Origin of the sequence: Micromonospora sp. B9E7, assembly GCF_039871815.1 — a bacterium.
Lineage (GTDB): Bacteria > Actinomycetota > Actinomycetes > Mycobacteriales > Micromonosporaceae > Micromonospora.
On the sequence record NZ_JBDPLX010000007.1, the window covers coordinates 111,858 to 127,281 of the forward strand.

Genomic DNA, 15,424 nt, shown 5'->3' on the forward strand with positions numbered 1-15,424 from the left:
CCTCGAAGGCGGCCTTGGAGATGCGCAGCTTGCGGGGGCACTCGCATTCGCACGAGACGCCGTTGTTGTTGTTCGTGCGGGTCTTGCCTTCCCCGGTCGGTTCCGGGTGGCGGTAGAACCGCAGCGCCTCAGTGAGACCGGCGATGGTCGTCCGGTAGCGGGCGCGGGTGAGGTCGGTCAGGGTGCAGGGCGAGTAGCCGAGCTTGTCGTCCTTGGTCGTGGACAGGCCGAGTTCGGCGGCGAGGGTGGCGAACTTCTTGTTGTGCCAGCGGCCCTGCCGAGACGTGTCCTGGACGCCCCGCACGTCGGCGAGGGCGTGGGTTGCTTCGTGCAGAAGCGTGGTGAACACGGCCTCCGGCTCGCGGGACAGGCCCTCACCGGAGATGAGGATTTCGGGCAGTTGCTGATCGCCGGCTTGCCAGCGCAGGGCGGCGAAGTGGCCCCACTTCATGCCCTGGCTCGCTTTGGTGGGTGAGCCGGATCCGACCACGAGGACGGCGGGCGGAACTTCGGTGTGCTGGTCGCGGATGGCGGACCAGGCGGCTTCCAGTGCGGCGACGAGTGCGGCAGTGGAGATGTCGTTTTGACACGTACGTGTCAGGTCGGGGGTGTGGGCGGCGGTGCTCATGCGGCCCTCCGGATGGTGTGTCGGCGGTAGGCGATGGCGGCGGCGCACAGCGCCTCGATGACGTCGGCCGGGGTGCGGCCGGGCAGGGTTTCCCAGTCGAAGACCGGGGCGTGAAGGCCGGCGTGGCCGACGGCGATGAGGTAGGTGTTGAACCACTCGACGGCGGCGCTGTAGGTGCGCTGGTCGGCGTCGGTGATGCCGGTCAGGTACCAGCGGGGTCGGCCGAAGACGGCGGCCCGGATCGCGCCGAGGATCGACGCCGGGTAGGTGCCGGTGCGGTGACAGGCGCACTTGGCCGGGCAGGCGTCATGGGCGTCGTAGAGGCCGGTGGGAGTCCAGCCGTAGCGGCCCAGGTAGAGGGCGGCGCGGTCGAGGACGGCGTGAACGTTGCCGGTCGGCAGAGCGGCGACGGTGCTCATCGGGTGGCCCGCCAGACGAGGAACCCGGAGCGGGTGGGAAGCCGTTCTTGGCTGTACTCGTGTTCGGCGTAGGTTTCGAGCTGGTCTTCGGTGGCGTGGGTCCAGTCGTAGTCGTCGGCGCAGGCGCGCAGGACGTCGAGGACGCCGGGCAGGGTTTGGATGGCGTCGTCGTTCCAGTCGGCGACGGTCTCCGTTGCCGAGGTCGAGGGCGTGTTGTCGTCGAAGTTGGGCGTGCGGCCGTCGTGCCGGAGGAAGTCGGCCAGGCAGGTGACGGTGGTGTCCCAGAGGTCGGCGGCGGCGCCGTTGCCGCAGTAGCGGTCCTCGATGGAGACGGGGTGGCCGTAGATGGCCATGGCGATGGCACCGAGGGTGCAGGCCGGCGGGAACGGCGGATTCTCGGCCAGCTCGTACGGGTCGCCCTGGGTCCAGCCTCGGATCTCCAGGTAGCGGGCGGCGCAGCGCAGGGTGTCGGCCGGGGTCAGGTCGGCCAGCGCGCCGGGGGCGATGGGCTGTTTTTGGGTAGGGTTCATGGCGGCCACGTCCTTTCGTGGGCGGTGGTTGGGTCGGCAGACCGGGCAGCTTTCTCAGGGCCTTGGCCGGTCTGTCGGCCGCTTCTATCGGTGGTGCAGGTGGAGCCGGAGAATCACCCGTTGCCTGCCGTCGCTGACAAGAGCGGGTGCGGAGCGGAAGACGAGCGCGCCCGCGTGTCGGGCGATGGCGGTGAGTGCGGCGATGTCTTCGCCGTCACCGATCAGCACGAGGTCCAGGACGCGAGTCGATACAGCGGTCCGGGTCTTCATGCCGCGACCTTCGCGGCGGACTCGGCGGGGGCGGCGAGGCCGCTGCGGCGGCGGGTCCAGGTGGCGTAGTCGGCGACGCGGATGATGTCGGCGTCGGTCATGTAGGCGGCCTTGACGCGGTTGGGGATGCCGCCTTCGGCGATGAGGTAGCCCTCGCCCTGGTTGTTCGGGTCGATGCTGTTGGAGGAGAAGCCGCGGGCGTACCAGCCGTGTCCGAGGACGATGTCGGAGGACACGTCGTTGGTGCAGCGGCCGGCGAAGCGCCACGCGAACAGGTCCCGCAGTGACGGCGGGATGATGTCCGAGGACGGGCGCTGGGTCGCGGCGGCGACGATGATGCCGACGGCGCGGCCACGGGCGACGATGTCGCGCAGCAGGGCGGCGAACAGGTCCTGGTCTTTCTTGTCTCCGGCGGTGGCGGAGAAGTAGGCGATCTCGTCGCAGGCCACGAGGATCTGACCGAACAGATCTTTAGGGCCGATCTTCCGGCGGCGGTGCGACAGCAGGAACGAGTACCGGTTGTCCATCACCGTCTGGACGCGGCGCAGGGTGCGGATGGCGTGGTCGATGTCGGGGCCGACGAACACGTCGGCGGCGTCCTTCCACAGCCCGAGTTCGACCTGCTTGCCGTCGAGCAGGCACAACCGCACATCCGGGCACAGGGCGGCGTGCCCAACGATGGTGTTCAACAGGCTGGACTTGCCCGCGCCGGGTTCGCCTCCGATGAGGATGTTGCGGTAGATCATCGGCAGGTAGGCCGGGTGGCCGAACTCGTCGATGCCGAGGAAGACCGGGTCGAAGATGGACAGGCCCGCGCCGACCGGAACCGTCTGCGCGTCTGGCTGCGGGGGCAGTTCGATGGTGTCCGTGAGGTCCATGGATGGCTCCCGGGGTCGGTTGACACCTACGTGTCAAAGCGGGTGGGGGATGGGTGAGGCGCGGACGCTTGACCCGTCAGGGGTGCCTGGTCCGCGCCGTCCCGGTGCTTAGGCGTAGTCGGAGGGGTCGAACCCGTTCGGGCTCGCGGTAGTGGTGGTGGGGTTGCGCGGCTTGCGCTGGCGGGGAGTGTCGATCGGGGTGACCGGCACGTCGGGCACGTCGGGCAGGTCCAGGCCGATAGGCGGCATGCCCGGAGAGGTGGGAGCGTTGGCCGGGATATCCGTGGGGACGTAGTCCGGCAGCGGCGACACGACCTTGCCCGCGAGGGGTTCGCGGCGGGTGATGTCGATGCGGATGAACGCGGCGTACTTGCGGCCGGCGCGCATGACGCGGACCTCGTTGGCCCAGCACGCCACGGCGAGCTTCTGCATTTGCCCGTCCTGCTCCAGATCCCGCAGGGACAGGCCAGGGCGCAGCCACACCCAGACCCGTTCGCCGGCCGGGGTCGGCTTGGCGGGCAGGATCAGCGGCAGTGAGCCGTGCCGGTTGGTGGCGATGAACGCCGCGAAGCACAACCGCAGGCGGTGCCGGACGATCAGGCACCAGATCCAGGCCATGACCCGACGGCGCACCGGTGCGATCGCGGCCGGGAGGCCCACGACCAGGGCGATGATGAGTAGCGAGCCCCACATCGGGGTCGACTGCATCAGCGTGGTCCAGCCGTAGACGCAGGCCAGGCCGAGCAGGATCTCTGGCAGCCAGTGCCAGAAGACCCGTAGGACTGGCCACGCCACGATCAGTGCAAACAGCACCGCGCCGAGGACAGCGCCGAGGACGATGCCGAGCAGGCCACCCAGGATCGGGTGCATGTACTCGGAGGCCACCGTGGCGGCCAGGAGGCCGACCACGCCGAGGGTGACCCAGAACGCGATGGTGGCCCGACGTCGGTACGAGCGGGCAACGGGCGCTTCGATGACAGTGACGTTGTTGCCCCCACGGTTCGACCAGCCGAACGGGGACCTCTGGCTAGACTTGGACACGACAAGTCCTCCCTCAGTAGGGACCTTGTTGGACAGGACGCGGGGTCGCAGACGACGCCAATCAACGGCGACCCCGTGTCCACCTCTCGCTTCTGTGGAGCTGAACAGGAACACCGGCCGCTAGACGGCGGCGGTCTCCATCGCGGTCAGCGCCGAAGCCCGGAACGCGACACCGGAGCGGACCTTGCCGTCCCGGTCGTTGACCCAGGGCAGCGCCTCCAGGTCCATCGGCACCACCGGCTGACGAACAGCCACCGCCGGCATCACCGGGCTGACCACCGTCACGTTGATGACCTCCGCGCTTCCCTCCGACAGGGCATAAAGCTGCACCGCCCACATCGGCTGCTTCGTCTCCCGGTCGAACTTCTGCTGACCCGTCTGATCCAGCTTCGGAACCGGGTTCACCGCGACCTCGTACGACACCCGCGAGGTGTCCAGCAGCAGACGTCCCATGACTGACTCCCTTCAACTAGGGCTCGCTCACCTTGAGCGATTGCCCGTTTTCGATGGCATCAGCGTAGCCCGTACAAAAGTACGTGTCTAGTACTTGAGTACGGGTCATTCATCAATACCTTGGTACGAAGAAGGGCGCCCCGCTGTGGGACGCCCTTCGGTGCAGCTCGGAACGTGTGACGGTAGCTAGGCCACTCCTACGCGGCGAGCCAAGGCTGCTAGTCGGTCGGAGGGAGCGGGTTCCATCCGTACAAGGTCGGAGACCATCGTCTCGACCACCGGATGTCCCTTGACCTGCTCCGGCGTTAGGGCCTCGGCCCGCTCAAGCGCATCGACTGCCTCAGACACCCTGCGACGCTGAGTCCAGGCCGCTGCGACGTACATGAGGAGCCGGGCCTGCCGCTCAGACGATAGGCCGGACGCGTCGATCCGCTCGGCTGCCCGGAGTGCAGAACCCGCGTCGCCGAGTTCGACTGCCACCGCGACCTCGTGCAGCTGGACATTCGTGGGGCCAAACTCGGTCTCGTAGTCGTTGCGGTCGATCCCCAGGAGCCGGGCTGCCTCTCGCGCTACTCCGAGATACTCGTGCGCTCTCTGATCATCTCCCATCCGCGCAGAGGCTACGGCCAGTTGCAGATTCAACGCACCGAACAGCGACACAGCCGCCGGCTTGTCTGCCGACACCTCGGGCTCAAGCGCTGACGCAGACGAGGATGCCGCACTTATCACCTGCTCGAACTGCCGCCCGCCCTGAAATACCAGCGCAAGGCGGAAGGTCCCAGCGGCGACCAGTAGCGGGTCTCCGACTTGCTCTGCAACGAGCAACGCCCGATCGGTTGCGACCCAGGCCGCCTCATGCTGACCAAGCTTCGACAGTGCGGCCGACAGAGCGTGATACACCGACGCTAGCTCTGTGAGGTACGTCTTTCGCGTATCGCCGTTGGCGGATCGTGTTGCTCTCTCCAGATCCGGCAATAGGCCCCGCAGTAGCTCGGCCAAGTCTTCGTAACGGGCGGCGTGTGCGTACGTCCAGCACAGATCGGCTCGCTCGGCTGTCTGCGGCAGGGGCAGTTCTCGGTCCTTGCCGAGAATCGCGGCCATGAGGTAGCTGGTGCTTAGCACTGAACGCAGGGCGGCAGCCGCCGAGGGAACCTCAGCGCTCACCGTGTCCTCAGTGCCCGGGGCCAGTTCGGACATGGGGATACCGAGCGCACCCGCGATCCGCTCCAAGATGGAGACCCGATCGATCGAACGTACCCCGCGCTCGACCTGCGAGAGCCAAGCCTCGGACCGCCCGATCATCTCGGCGAACTCACGCTGAGACAGGCCACGCTTTTGCCGCCGCCTAGCTATAAGTCGACCTTGCTCATTGCTGTCAGGCATCTAGTGAACCAAGGCCCTTGCTAGGTCCGGGCGCTAGGAACTCAACCCGCGCCTCCTGCGTGTACGGTTCGCGCTCCTTGTGGAAACGGATGACGTGAGGTTGCACTTCGTGCGCCTCGAATGCTTCTCGGTCTGCGTAGCACTCGTAGAAGACTCGGGCAAGAGGTTCCCCCTCGACAGAGTGCGTCGCATAAATCAGCGTTCCTGGTTCGCGGGCACGGATCTCAATCCCTGTCTCTGCGACAAGCGCGTCAAACGCCTTCGCGCTTTCGTCGTCTTTCAGATCGAAGCGCACCACCAATGCGAACATGCAGCCACCCTCCTTGTTCAACCGAGAGTCACGGCTTGCGTACGCAACTCTGGCCGTACTCTTGTTCGGCCACCCGTATTCTATTACGGATCGCCTCGGTGAGGTAGTCGGCGAGGGGGTTGGCTCGCTGGCACGGGGGACCACAGCGACGCGAGGCGGGTCCTCTGCCGCTCGATGTAGCTCTCCAGCCCGGCGAGGGTGCGCGGCGTACGTAACCAATCCTGAGCGGCGTGCCTGAACTCCCGGATCGCGATGGCTTCGCTGTCGGGACCAAGGTCAACGGGATACCCGTCAATGATGTCGGAGAGGTCTCCCCAGATTCGGTACAACCAGTCCACACCCCAGGAGTGCTCAATCTGCGGTGCTTCGGTCAGCGTCCACATCAGTTGGTAGACGACATCATGCGGATCTTCGCTGCCGCCGAGGATCCGATGCATGTAGGGGTTTAGGCGTTCTGCTAGTCCATCGACCATGTCTTCGGGTGGCATGTCGGTCACGCGGAGAGCCTGCCAGAAAGAGCACAGCGAGGGCCGGCGTCAGGCAGGTCCTGATACCGATCTGTCACGCATGTCCCGAGACCGGACATCGTTGATTCTCAGCTCGTGTGAGAACTTTCTGTACGGGATCAAGGCGACCCGCGTCGCGGGCCGCTCGCGCCGCCGAACCTGGGCCGGGCCGATGGCCCGCCGCCGCGCCTCTGGCCTTCGGCCGCCAGCGCGTCGGTGTTAGCCCGCCGAGCGGCGCGACATACGACGAAGCCCCGGGCCGCCAGCCTAGAAGGCGGACGGACTCCGGGGCGTTGGATGTCAAGTCAACAAAGATTGCTCAACGTGCGTTGCGGCGCAGGGCAGCGCTCAACTCTCCAGTGTCCCGGTAGTGAGACCAGGGAACGACATCAATCGGCTCAGACAGGCGGAGAAGGTTGGCAGCACGACTCACCACGTCGGCCGGCGGAGGTTCGTTCGTGACAATCAGGTGACCACCGTCGAGGTCACATCGAACAAGCTTGGCAGCAGCCGCAGCTATTTCACCTGACGTCACGACACCCCGTTTGCGATAGACGACCTCGATGTTGACCGTGCCCTCTGGGAGGTGGGCACGGATGTCCACCCCCCTGCCGTGAGCTGCTGACCGCCCGGCTGCCTCGACGGAAGCGCCCGCAGCTTCAACTGCGTCCCGTACCTGGCCCTCCCACAGCATCGTCGGCCAATCGGGGAACCGGATTCCTGGATCTATGGCGCTTACCGCCTCCGCAACTGCGGCAGCCACATCCGGCGACTCCTGGCGAACTGCTTCCTCAACGACAGCAGCCGCGCGGCGGCGCAACTGAGCTAGTTCAAAGCGGTAATCGCCGCCACCAAAGCTACGGAGCGGAGTCCCTTGCAAACCGAGTAGGACGAGGACTGCCCCGACGAGGAGCAGTACAGCGGTGCCGGCCTGGTTGCTGGTAACAAAGACCGCTACAGCGCCCGCGCCCGTTGCCGCCGTTCCCAGAGCCACAGCCATAGCCCGTGCCCCACGGTTGAGCGGATCGGCCAGGTCGTCACGGGGTGCTTCGTCAACGCTGGCTTCGCTGGCAGGCTCCGTCATGACCAACACGCTATCGACCGGCGACCAGGGTGCCGAGTAGCGAAGCATGCCGCTGGGAGTCGCGCTGACGTGTCGTGGCAGTTGCATATCGCCCGACGCCCGGATCTGTCCGAACGAGCCCGTGCCTCCGGCGGGGCGCTCAGGCGCTCCGGGATGGTTGGCGCCACCCCGACAACCTTCGTCCGGGCGAAGCCGAGCGGGCAGGGCCTGCCCGGTCAAGGTCGTTCAGACGGTGGTGTGCTCCACCTTGACCGGGCAGGCCCCACCCGCTCCACAGTGTGCGGACGAAGGCCGACGGGATGGCTAGAGGGCGCAGCCGGGGGAGGGCTGCCAAAGATCATCGGGCACAGATCCGGCACAACTGCGACCGGCAAGTCGTGTCAAACGTCGTAAGGACTTGGCGACGGTTGCGCAGCTCGTGCCACAGAAGTGTCCGACCCGTGTTGATCTCTCCTCCGCGAAGGTGTAAGGGGTTCAAATCCCCTCAGCTCCACCCAAGATCGAAGGCCGTTTCCGCTCGTCGGAAACGGCCTTTCGATGTTGTGCGGCAGGGAAGTGCGGCAGTCGTCGACCGTAGGGGCGATCAGGGCTGCCGCCAGCTGATCCGGCGACCGTAGCGCCTGGCGGCCGGGACGTGCCGGCCGCCAGGCGTCGACGGGTCAGGACCGGGTGAGCTTCACTGTGGTGGTGTCGCTCACCCTGACGTACTCGCCGTACTCGGTGTCGTAGCCGCTGGCCGAGGTGACGGCCTCGGCCAGACCCTTGGCGAACGGGGTGGTGCCGCCCGGGGCGGCTGCGGCCGTCCATGGGGTCGGGCTGCCCGGGGTGCAGGTGACGGTGGTGGAGAAGTTGCCGCGAATGATCACCTTCTTGACGACCTGGGTGACCGTGCCATCCATCGTCACGGAGGCGGGCACGTTGCAGGTCACCGTGCCGTGCAGGACGGCGTTGCCGTTCACCCGGTGGGCGATGCCGTCGGTCGCCACGGCGAGTTCGAGCTCCAGCGGCGCGGGCGGCGCCGGGTTGGCGATGTGCACCTCGCCGCGAGCGGCCGCCGTCCCGCCCTCACAGTGCTGCTCGAAGGTGGCGTCGAAGGTCTGTACGTAGCCGTTGGGGCCGAACACCGCGTTGATGATCGTGAAGGTGCCGGTCAGCTCGTTGCAGCCCCGCCCGTTGCCGGACAGGTCGAGGCCGGGGCCGGCCCCGTTGAACGGGTAACGGGTCGCCGCCTCGTAGGTGCCCGGAGTCAGCGCCGCGCTGCCGGGCGCGTCGAAGTTCAGGGACCACCAGTCGCCGTTGTAGCCGCTGATGCTGACCGACACGCGGCTGTTGTCGACCGAGCCGTTCGTCGTGAGTTGGTCGCCGTCGCCGGTGGAGTACGAGTAGGAGTCACCGCCGGTGATGTAGTCACCGGGGTCGCCGCTGAAGGAGACCGAACCGGACTCCACGGTCTGCGCCTGTGCGGGTGCCGCCAGGGCCAACCCACCCGCCATACCTACGATCGACAGGGCGGCTGCGAGCGCCGCCTTACGCCAGGATCCTTGCATCCCCGTTCCTCTCTGGAAGACGAGACAGCCGCGGGCTGGTGCCCGATGATTGCTGTCGGTCAATTACCGCACGCATCGACGCGCTCGACTGACCGGAGCGACAGATCGTACAAAGTGGAGAGTGTCCGGCCGGTCAGTAGTGGTCGTCGATGGGCCGGCGTGCCTCGTCGAACAGTGCCGGGCCCTCGTAGCGCACCGGGGGCAGTGGCGGGGTGGCCGGCTTGACCTCCTCGAACTGCTCGGAGGACAGGGCGTACACCACCCGACCGAGGCCGGAGCGGTCGATCGCTGTCGCGCACATCGGGCAGGGCTGGCAGCTGGTGTACATGGTGGTGCCGGCGGCCACCTCCGGGGCGAGCTCCCGGGCGGCCCACCGGGCCAGCTTCAGTTCCGGGTGGGCGGTGATGTCCGAGTCGGAGACCACTGTGTTGTGGTCCTCGATCAGGACGGTGCCGTCCGCGGCGGCGAGCAAGGAGCCGAACGGCCGTTCGCCGGATGCGCCGGCCTCGCCGGCGATCTGCACGGCACGGCGGAGAAGTCGTTCGTCGTCGGGCGTCATCGGTCCTCCTGGATCTTGGCGCACGACGCGACGGCCGCGAGGGTCCGCCAGGCGCGTTCGGGCTGGCGGATCTCGGTCAGGTCGCCGTTGAACGGGTCGAGCACCACCGTCTCCGCGCCGAGCAGTCGGATCTGGTCGAGGTCGGCGGTGATCTGCTCGATGGTGCCGACACCGGCGAGCCGGTCCGGGTCGGTGACCGGTTCGCGGGTTTCCTGAAGTGCGATGCGTGGCGTCAGCGCGGGCTTGGGGAGGCCCATGTCGGCGGCGACGGCCTCGAGGCGTCCGGCCGCGTCCGTGAGTTTGTCGGGCGTGAGTCGTAGTGGGTGCCACGCGTCTCCCAGTCGTACGGCGCGACGCATGCCAGCTTCGCTGTTGCCGCCGACCCAGAGGGGGACGGGTTCGGTGTCGTAGTCGTCGGTGTTGCGCCAGGCGTCGCGCATGGCTTGTAGGTGTTCGTCGGTGAGAGCACCGCGCCGGTGGTACGGAACCCCGAGCGCCTCGAACTCCTGCCGGGCCCAGCCGACGCCGACACCGAGGACGAGCCGGCCCCCGCTGAGCCGGTTGAGGTTCGCCGCCATCCGGGCGGTGAGCAACGGATGCCGGTAGGGGACGATGAGCACGGTGGTGCCGAGCCGGACCCGGTGGGTCACCCCGGCCAGCCAGGACAGCGTGGTGAACGGCTCGTAGAACGGCGCAGGATACTGCTCGGCCACGTCCGGCGTCACCGCGATGTGGTCGGACACCATCAGCAGGTCGAAGCCGAGACCTTCGACTGTCTGCGCCCACTGCCGCAGCACCTGCGGATCGGTGCCGGGGGCGAAGTTGGGTACGTTCACGCCAATCTGCACGGGATCGAGGCTAGTCAGTGTGGATCAACTTGGGAACGGGCACGGCCGCCGGCGACCACCGAACTCAGTGGAGGGTCAGGCGAACCGTTCGGTCGTGACAGGTATCAGGCCGCGCTGCCGTAGGGCGCTCGTCAGCCCGGACAGGATCGGTCCGACCTCCGGAGAGGTGTCCGTCGTCAACAGGACCGTTAGGTCGAGGCACCAGGCGAGCCCGCCACCGACCCGGCGCAGGACCCAGGTGAAGTGATCCCCTCCCCGCTCCAGGTAACCGGTTGCCGCGGACCCTGGTGGACGCGGAGCGGAGTCTGTCGTGTACCAGGCGGCCCGGAGACCTTCCACCTGGTCATCCCGGAGGTCCTTGGCGAACAGGACACGGTAGACGCGTCGCTCGGAGAACCCGGCCGGTGCCTGTGCGGGGCCGAGCCGCAGCGGTGCGGCGGTCGCGATCGGTTGGTGCTCACCGAACGAGGTGCGCAGGGCTGCTTCGGTGGGCAGCCGACCGCCGCCGAGCCTCCGGTAGACGTCCTCGGCCTCGGCACGCGAGACGGGAACGACCCTGGCCAGCAACTCCGGGTCGGTACGCAGGCCACGGCTCAGCGAGGCGGAACTCCACCAGCCGGCTTCCGGCGTCCATCCCGCGCTGTTCAGTCCCGAGGTGGAGAAGTCGCGGTGTCGGGTGAACTCCTCGACGACGATCCCCTCCGCGACGTCGGTCGACCCGGAGCGGTCGTGCCGGGATCGGACCAGGTAGTAGTCCAGCGGTGGTCGCCGTGCGGCCACCTCGACGGGCACTGCGTGGAGCGAATCGGCGGTCACGGCCGCAACCGTAGCGAGAAGCGCCGCCTCCAGAGCGGTTAGCATCCGGATCCCGACGTGAGGAGCGCACATGAATTCCGCCGCCCAGACCCGGTTCGGCCTCGTCGGCAGCGGCTGGCGGGGTGAGTTCTTCCTCCGTCTGGCGCGGCACCTGCCGGAGCGGCTGGGGGTGACCGGGGTGGTCACGCGTACCGAATCACGTGGTGCGGCGGTGGCTGCCGCATGGGACGTGCCGACCTTCCGCACGACGGCCGAACTGCTCGCCCACGAGCGACCGGACTTCGTCATCGTGTCGGTGCCCTGGCCGGTGACCCCCGACGTGACCCGGGAACTGGTCGCTGCCGGCGTACCGGTGCTCGCCGAGACGCCGCCCGCGCCGGACCTGGCGGGGTTGCGCGCGCTCTGGGCCGACGTCGGCGGCAGTGGTCTGGTGCAGGTCGCCGAGCAGTACCTGCTGATGCCCGGGCACGCGGCCCGCCTGGCGCTGGTCCGCGCCGGGGTGCTCGGCGAACCGACCTCCGTGCAGATCTCCTCGACTCACCTCTACCACGCGGTCTCGCTGATCCGTGGCCTGCTGGGGGTCGGTCACGACACCGCCGAGGTCAGCGCGCGGGCCTTCGTCGCGCCGCTGGCCGACCCGCTGTCACCGGCCGGCTGGAGTGGTGACGACGCGCCGCGGCAGCTCTCCACCACCCTGGCGACCATCGACTTCGGCGGGCGGATGGGGCTGTACGACTTCACCGACAACCAGTGGTGGAATCCGCTGCGAGGACGTCGGTTGGTGGTGCGTGGTTCGCTCGGCGAGCTGGTGGACGATCGGGTGGTCCGCCTGGTCGACCCGACCACACCTGTGGAGTCGACGCTGGTGCGTCGTCAGACGGGTCTCGACCTCAACCTGGAAGGGCTCGACCTGAAGCACATCAGCTTCGACGGCGACGTGGTCTATCGCAACCCGTTCGTCGGCAGTGGGATGTCCGACGACGACATCGCGGTCGCCGACATCGTCGTTCGCGCCGGGGCGTGGGCTCGGGAGGAGGGCCCGGCGCCGTATCCGCTGGCCGAAGCCTGCCAGGACCACCTGATCAGCCTTGCCATCGAGGAGTCCGTACGCACCGGCCGGCCGGTCGCCACCAGCACCCAGGCCTGGGCGAGGTAACCCCCGCTTCTGTCTCTTCCCCGACATGCCGCAACCGTGAGACCCACTCACCCGTGAGACCGGTATCGACCGACGCCCGGTGCACCCGGGCCGACACGGGGAGCAAGGATGAATCGAAGCACTCGGCGCAGGATGCTCGCAGGCACCGCCGCCACCGCCCTGCTGGCGACCTCTCTCGGCGTCGCCGTCTCCGGGGCGGCGACCGCCGCGCCCGGGGGCGCGGCCCTGCGCACCTGCAAGATCAGTACGCTGCCGTACCCGGCCGACACCTACCGGGCCGAGGCGTACGCCGTCGACCCGACGGGTCGTTACGTCGCCGGTACCGCTCTGCGGGTCGGTGAGATCGACAACCAGTACCTGCTGTTGTTCTGGGACGGGCAGCAGGTCACCGAGGTCGAGGTGCCGAGCATGGCGGAACCGGTCGGCATCAACGCCGACGGCGTGGTGATCGGCAACGGGTGGGCACCGGGCGTTGGCACCGGGCAACCGTGGATCTACCGCGACGGCAAGCTCGAGCAGTTGCCGGTGCTGCCGTCCACCGGCATCTTCGTCACTGACATCAACGACGCGGGCGACATCGTCGGCTACGGCTCGGACATCGTTCCCGGGGAATTCGTCGGGCTGCGCTGGCCGGCCGCCCGTCCGGGCACGGTCGAGGTGCTCAAGGCCCCGGCCAACGCCCAGCCGATGGGGATCACGCCGAACGGAACCATCGTCGGCCACGCCGGGCCCTTCGGTGACTGGACCGGCTGGGTCCGCCGGCCGAACGGCCGGATCGAGGCGCTCGGGGTCCCGGGTGGTGGGTCGACCACGGTCTCCGCGGCTGCGGGCCGCTGGGCGGTCGGCCTGGTCTGGCTGGGTGGCCCCTCCGCGACCAAGGTGCGGTGGGACCTCCGCAACGGCTCGTACATCACGCTCGACCAGGAGATGCCCTCGCTGACGGACGTCAACGCCAAGGGGGTCGTGGTCGGTGGTGACCGCGTTGGCAGGGGCTCCACCTCCCGGGTCCTGCCGGGCGGCGGCGACGGGGTGAACATCGGTGGTCGGTCCATCTCCGACAACGGCACCGTCGTCGGGTGGCGCAACGCCGACCGGGCTACTCCGGTGCGCTGGACGGGCTGCTGACCCGTCGACTCGACAACCGTGTGGGGCCGGCCCTTCGGGCTCGGCCCCACACCGCGTCAGCGGGTCACGGCTTCCAGGAGCCCGCGGTCTCGAACATGGGCTGGTACTCCAACACTCCCGAGGCGTCGTGGACGTCGAACACGACGCTGCCGGTGCGCCTGGTGCCGGCCGTCAGGTCCTCGGCGGACGGCATCGGCTTGCCGCAGCCCGAGAACGCCCCGGCGACCGCGTTGGCCTCGCTGCCGTCGGCGGCGACCCAGTTGAAGAAGAGAGGATTCGCCGAGGCGGTGCCCTTGGTGACGGTGAGCGTCACGTCGGCGATGACGTACATGCCCCCGTCGGGCTTGAGTCCGTAGGACGTGCAGGGCTTGGTGGCGGTGCTGAACTTCGTCACAGTGATCTCGATGGTGCCCTCGTCGCCATCGATGACCAGGGTGTCGCCGGGCGACATGTTGCGGGTGTCGCCAGCCGGCGGCGGCGTCGACGAGGGGACCTTGGCCCGGGGCTGGGCCGCGCCCCGGGTCACCCCGGGGGTGGGGCCCGCCTCGGTCACGCTGGTCGCCGCCCGGTTGGCGCCGATGACGACGGCCACGATGCCGCCGGCGCAGACGAGCAGGGTGAGTACGGCCGCGGTGACAGCGACGACCACGACTGTCTTCTTGGACCCGTGCGGCGGCACTGGTGGCGGTGCGGCGAGCGGATGGCCCAGCCCGCCAGCGACCGGGTAACCTCCGCCGGCCGCCGGGTACGCGGCACCCGAGAACGGCGGCTGCGACGCGCTCCCCGCTGCCGACCACGGACTGGGCGGCAGCGGCGCCTGCGGAACCGCCGGGTCGCCGGCTGGCTGCGGCGGTGTCGTCGGGGACGGCTGCGTCGGTGGCTCCTGGTTCGGTTGTGGGGGGTCCTGCGGCCCGGCGGAGGGCTGGGGGTGGGTCACCGTACTCCTTGACGCCTCGGTACGTGCGGTTCGGGGAACCCGCCGACGCTACCGTGCGTGGCGGACCGGCCGGTCGTCGCTCTGGAACCCGTCCCACGGCCCGCGTCCGGTCGGTCCGGACAACCTGGACGACCGTCAGCCGATCGTTTTCGGCCACCGTGGACGCGGGAAGGTCAGCGAAGTGGAAGCACGGCCGCGGTACGGACCAGCCCGTCGGCGACGACGAACCGGCCGACGACGGTTGCCGGCGGATCGTCGACCGTCGCCTCGTCCAGTCGGGCCGGTGCGATCCGGGCGGTGAACGTACCCGCGTCCGGGTCGACGTCGAGCTGGGCGTCGAGGAAGCCCAACCACGTTCCGACGACCGGATACCAGACCTTGTAGACGGTCTCCTTGGCGCTGAACATGACGACCGGCCAGGAGGTGCCACTGGGTAGCCCCGCACAGAGGGCTTCCTCCTCGGGCAGCAGCACGATCCTGCGTACTCCCGGATCGATCTCTTGGTGTTGCTCGGCGTCCATCCCGACGGACCGGACGTCGGCGGTGAGCGCCGCCGCGGCGGCGCAGTAGCCGGTGGTGTGGGTGATGGCGCCGACCACCCCGGCGGGCCAGATGGGCGCGCGGTCGGCGGCGGCCGGCACGGCGGTCGGGGGCAGGCCGAGATCGGTAATGGCCCGGCGTGCGCAGGACCGGCCGGCGGCGAAGTCCCGCCGACGGGTCTCCACGGCCCGTTCGCCGAGGCACGCCTGCTCGGCGGGGAGCAGTTCGCCGAGCCAGTCGTCCGACCCGGCGACGGCAACCGCGACAGTCGAGGGAAAAATGTCACGCACGGTGTCGGCCTACTGATTGGTAGTAGTGGAGCATGCGGTCAAGCGTCAAATTTCCGACTCCCACGACCGGAGAAGGTACCGCAAAGATGTAACACCGGAGGGAC

The 15,424-nt window shown here is 68.6% G+C and carries 18 protein-coding genes; 2 read left to right on the forward strand and 16 right to left on the reverse strand.

Annotated features, from left to right (window positions below; all coding sequences use genetic code 11):
- Positions 1-624: 624 nt before the first annotated feature.
- The 14 genes from ABGB10_RS13870 to ABGB10_RS13935 all read right to left on the reverse strand — a co-directional run bounded on the left by ABGB10_RS13870 (position 625) and on the right by ABGB10_RS13935 (position 11,272).
- A complete protein-coding gene (locus ABGB10_RS13870) occupies positions 625-1,047 on the reverse strand; it encodes a hypothetical protein (protein ID WP_347661286.1) in 423 nt (140 codons plus the stop codon).
- The gene (locus ABGB10_RS13875) at positions 1,044-1,577 is read right to left on the reverse strand and encodes a hypothetical protein (protein WP_347661287.1); all 534 of its coding nucleotides are present in this window, start codon (positions 1,575-1,577) and stop codon (positions 1,044-1,046) included. Before ABGB10_RS13875 ends, ABGB10_RS13870 begins: the two co-directional genes overlap by 4 nt.
- A gap of 84 nt (positions 1,578-1,661) precedes the next feature.
- Positions 1,662-1,847 (reverse strand): hypothetical protein, encoded by a 186-nt coding sequence (locus ABGB10_RS13880; RefSeq protein WP_347661288.1) that lies wholly within the window; start codon positions 1,845-1,847, stop codon positions 1,662-1,664.
- Positions 1,844-2,725 carry an FtsK/SpoIIIE domain-containing protein gene (locus ABGB10_RS13885; protein WP_347661289.1) on the reverse strand — a complete coding sequence of 294 codons (882 nt, stop codon included), beginning with the start codon at positions 2,723-2,725 and terminating at the stop codon, positions 1,844-1,846. Before ABGB10_RS13885 ends, ABGB10_RS13880 begins: the two co-directional genes overlap by 4 nt.
- 108 nt (positions 2,726-2,833) lie before the next feature.
- Complete coding sequence (locus ABGB10_RS13890; protein WP_347661290.1) at positions 2,834-3,766, reverse strand: hypothetical protein; 933 nt, start codon at positions 3,764-3,766, stop codon at positions 2,834-2,836.
- A gap of 120 nt (positions 3,767-3,886) precedes the next feature.
- Positions 3,887-4,219: a hypothetical protein gene (locus ABGB10_RS13895; protein WP_130406273.1), complete on the reverse strand. Its 333-nt coding sequence runs from the start codon at positions 4,217-4,219 to the stop codon at positions 3,887-3,889.
- A 186-nt stretch (positions 4,220-4,405) separates the two neighbouring features.
- Positions 4,406-5,602 (reverse strand): helix-turn-helix transcriptional regulator, encoded by a 1,197-nt coding sequence (locus ABGB10_RS13900; protein WP_347661291.1) that lies wholly within the window; start codon positions 5,600-5,602, stop codon positions 4,406-4,408.
- A complete protein-coding gene (locus ABGB10_RS13905; protein WP_347661292.1) occupies positions 5,595-5,912 on the reverse strand; it encodes an antibiotic biosynthesis monooxygenase in 318 nt (105 codons plus the stop codon). Before ABGB10_RS13905 ends, ABGB10_RS13900 begins: the two co-directional genes overlap by 8 nt.
- 83 nt (positions 5,913-5,995) lie before the next feature.
- A complete protein-coding gene (locus ABGB10_RS13910; protein ID WP_347661293.1) occupies positions 5,996-6,409 on the reverse strand; it encodes a hypothetical protein in 414 nt (137 codons plus the stop codon).
- A gap of 328 nt (positions 6,410-6,737) precedes the next feature.
- Positions 6,738-7,502: a hypothetical protein gene (locus ABGB10_RS13915; RefSeq protein ID WP_347661294.1), complete on the reverse strand. Its 765-nt coding sequence runs from the start codon at positions 7,500-7,502 to the stop codon at positions 6,738-6,740.
- Between the two features lie 659 nt (positions 7,503-8,161).
- Positions 8,162-9,049 carry a hypothetical protein gene (locus ABGB10_RS13920; RefSeq protein ID WP_347661295.1) on the reverse strand — a complete coding sequence of 296 codons (888 nt, stop codon included), beginning with the start codon at positions 9,047-9,049 and terminating at the stop codon, positions 8,162-8,164.
- Between the two features lie 133 nt (positions 9,050-9,182).
- On the reverse strand, positions 9,183-9,608 hold the full coding sequence (locus tag ABGB10_RS13925) for a nucleoside deaminase (protein ID WP_347661296.1): 426 nt from the start codon (positions 9,606-9,608) through the stop codon (positions 9,183-9,185).
- Complete coding sequence (locus ABGB10_RS13930; RefSeq protein WP_347661297.1) at positions 9,605-10,456, reverse strand: LLM class flavin-dependent oxidoreductase; 852 nt, start codon at positions 10,454-10,456, stop codon at positions 9,605-9,607. Before ABGB10_RS13930 ends, ABGB10_RS13925 begins: the two co-directional genes overlap by 4 nt.
- 75 nt (positions 10,457-10,531) lie before the next feature.
- Positions 10,532-11,272, reverse strand: a complete 741-nt coding sequence (locus tag ABGB10_RS13935; RefSeq protein ID WP_347661298.1) for a hypothetical protein — start codon at positions 11,270-11,272, stop codon at positions 10,532-10,534.
- Between the two features lie 70 nt (positions 11,273-11,342).
- On the opposite strand from ABGB10_RS13935, the gene ABGB10_RS13940 reads away from it, so the two are divergent.
- Together ABGB10_RS13940 and ABGB10_RS13945 are read left to right on the forward strand one after the other, a co-directional pair.
- The gene (locus tag ABGB10_RS13940) at positions 11,343-12,428 is read left to right on the forward strand and encodes a Gfo/Idh/MocA family oxidoreductase (protein WP_347661299.1); all 1,086 of its coding nucleotides are present in this window, start codon (positions 11,343-11,345) and stop codon (positions 12,426-12,428) included.
- 108 nt (positions 12,429-12,536) lie between these two features.
- Entirely contained in the window at positions 12,537-13,553 is a 1,017-nt protein-coding gene (locus ABGB10_RS13945) for a hypothetical protein (RefSeq protein ID WP_347661300.1), read from the forward strand.
- Between the two features lie 64 nt (positions 13,554-13,617).
- Here ABGB10_RS13945 and ABGB10_RS13950 read toward each other — a convergent pair whose 3' ends face one another.
- Complete coding sequence (locus ABGB10_RS13950) at positions 13,618-14,490, reverse strand: DUF4352 domain-containing protein (RefSeq protein ID WP_347661301.1); 873 nt, start codon at positions 14,488-14,490, stop codon at positions 13,618-13,620.
- A 173-nt stretch (positions 14,491-14,663) separates the two neighbouring features.
- The gene (locus tag ABGB10_RS13955; protein ID WP_347661302.1) at positions 14,664-15,320 is read right to left on the reverse strand and encodes a 4'-phosphopantetheinyl transferase superfamily protein; all 657 of its coding nucleotides are present in this window, start codon (positions 15,318-15,320) and stop codon (positions 14,664-14,666) included.
- Between the last annotated feature and the right edge of the window lie 104 nt (positions 15,321-15,424).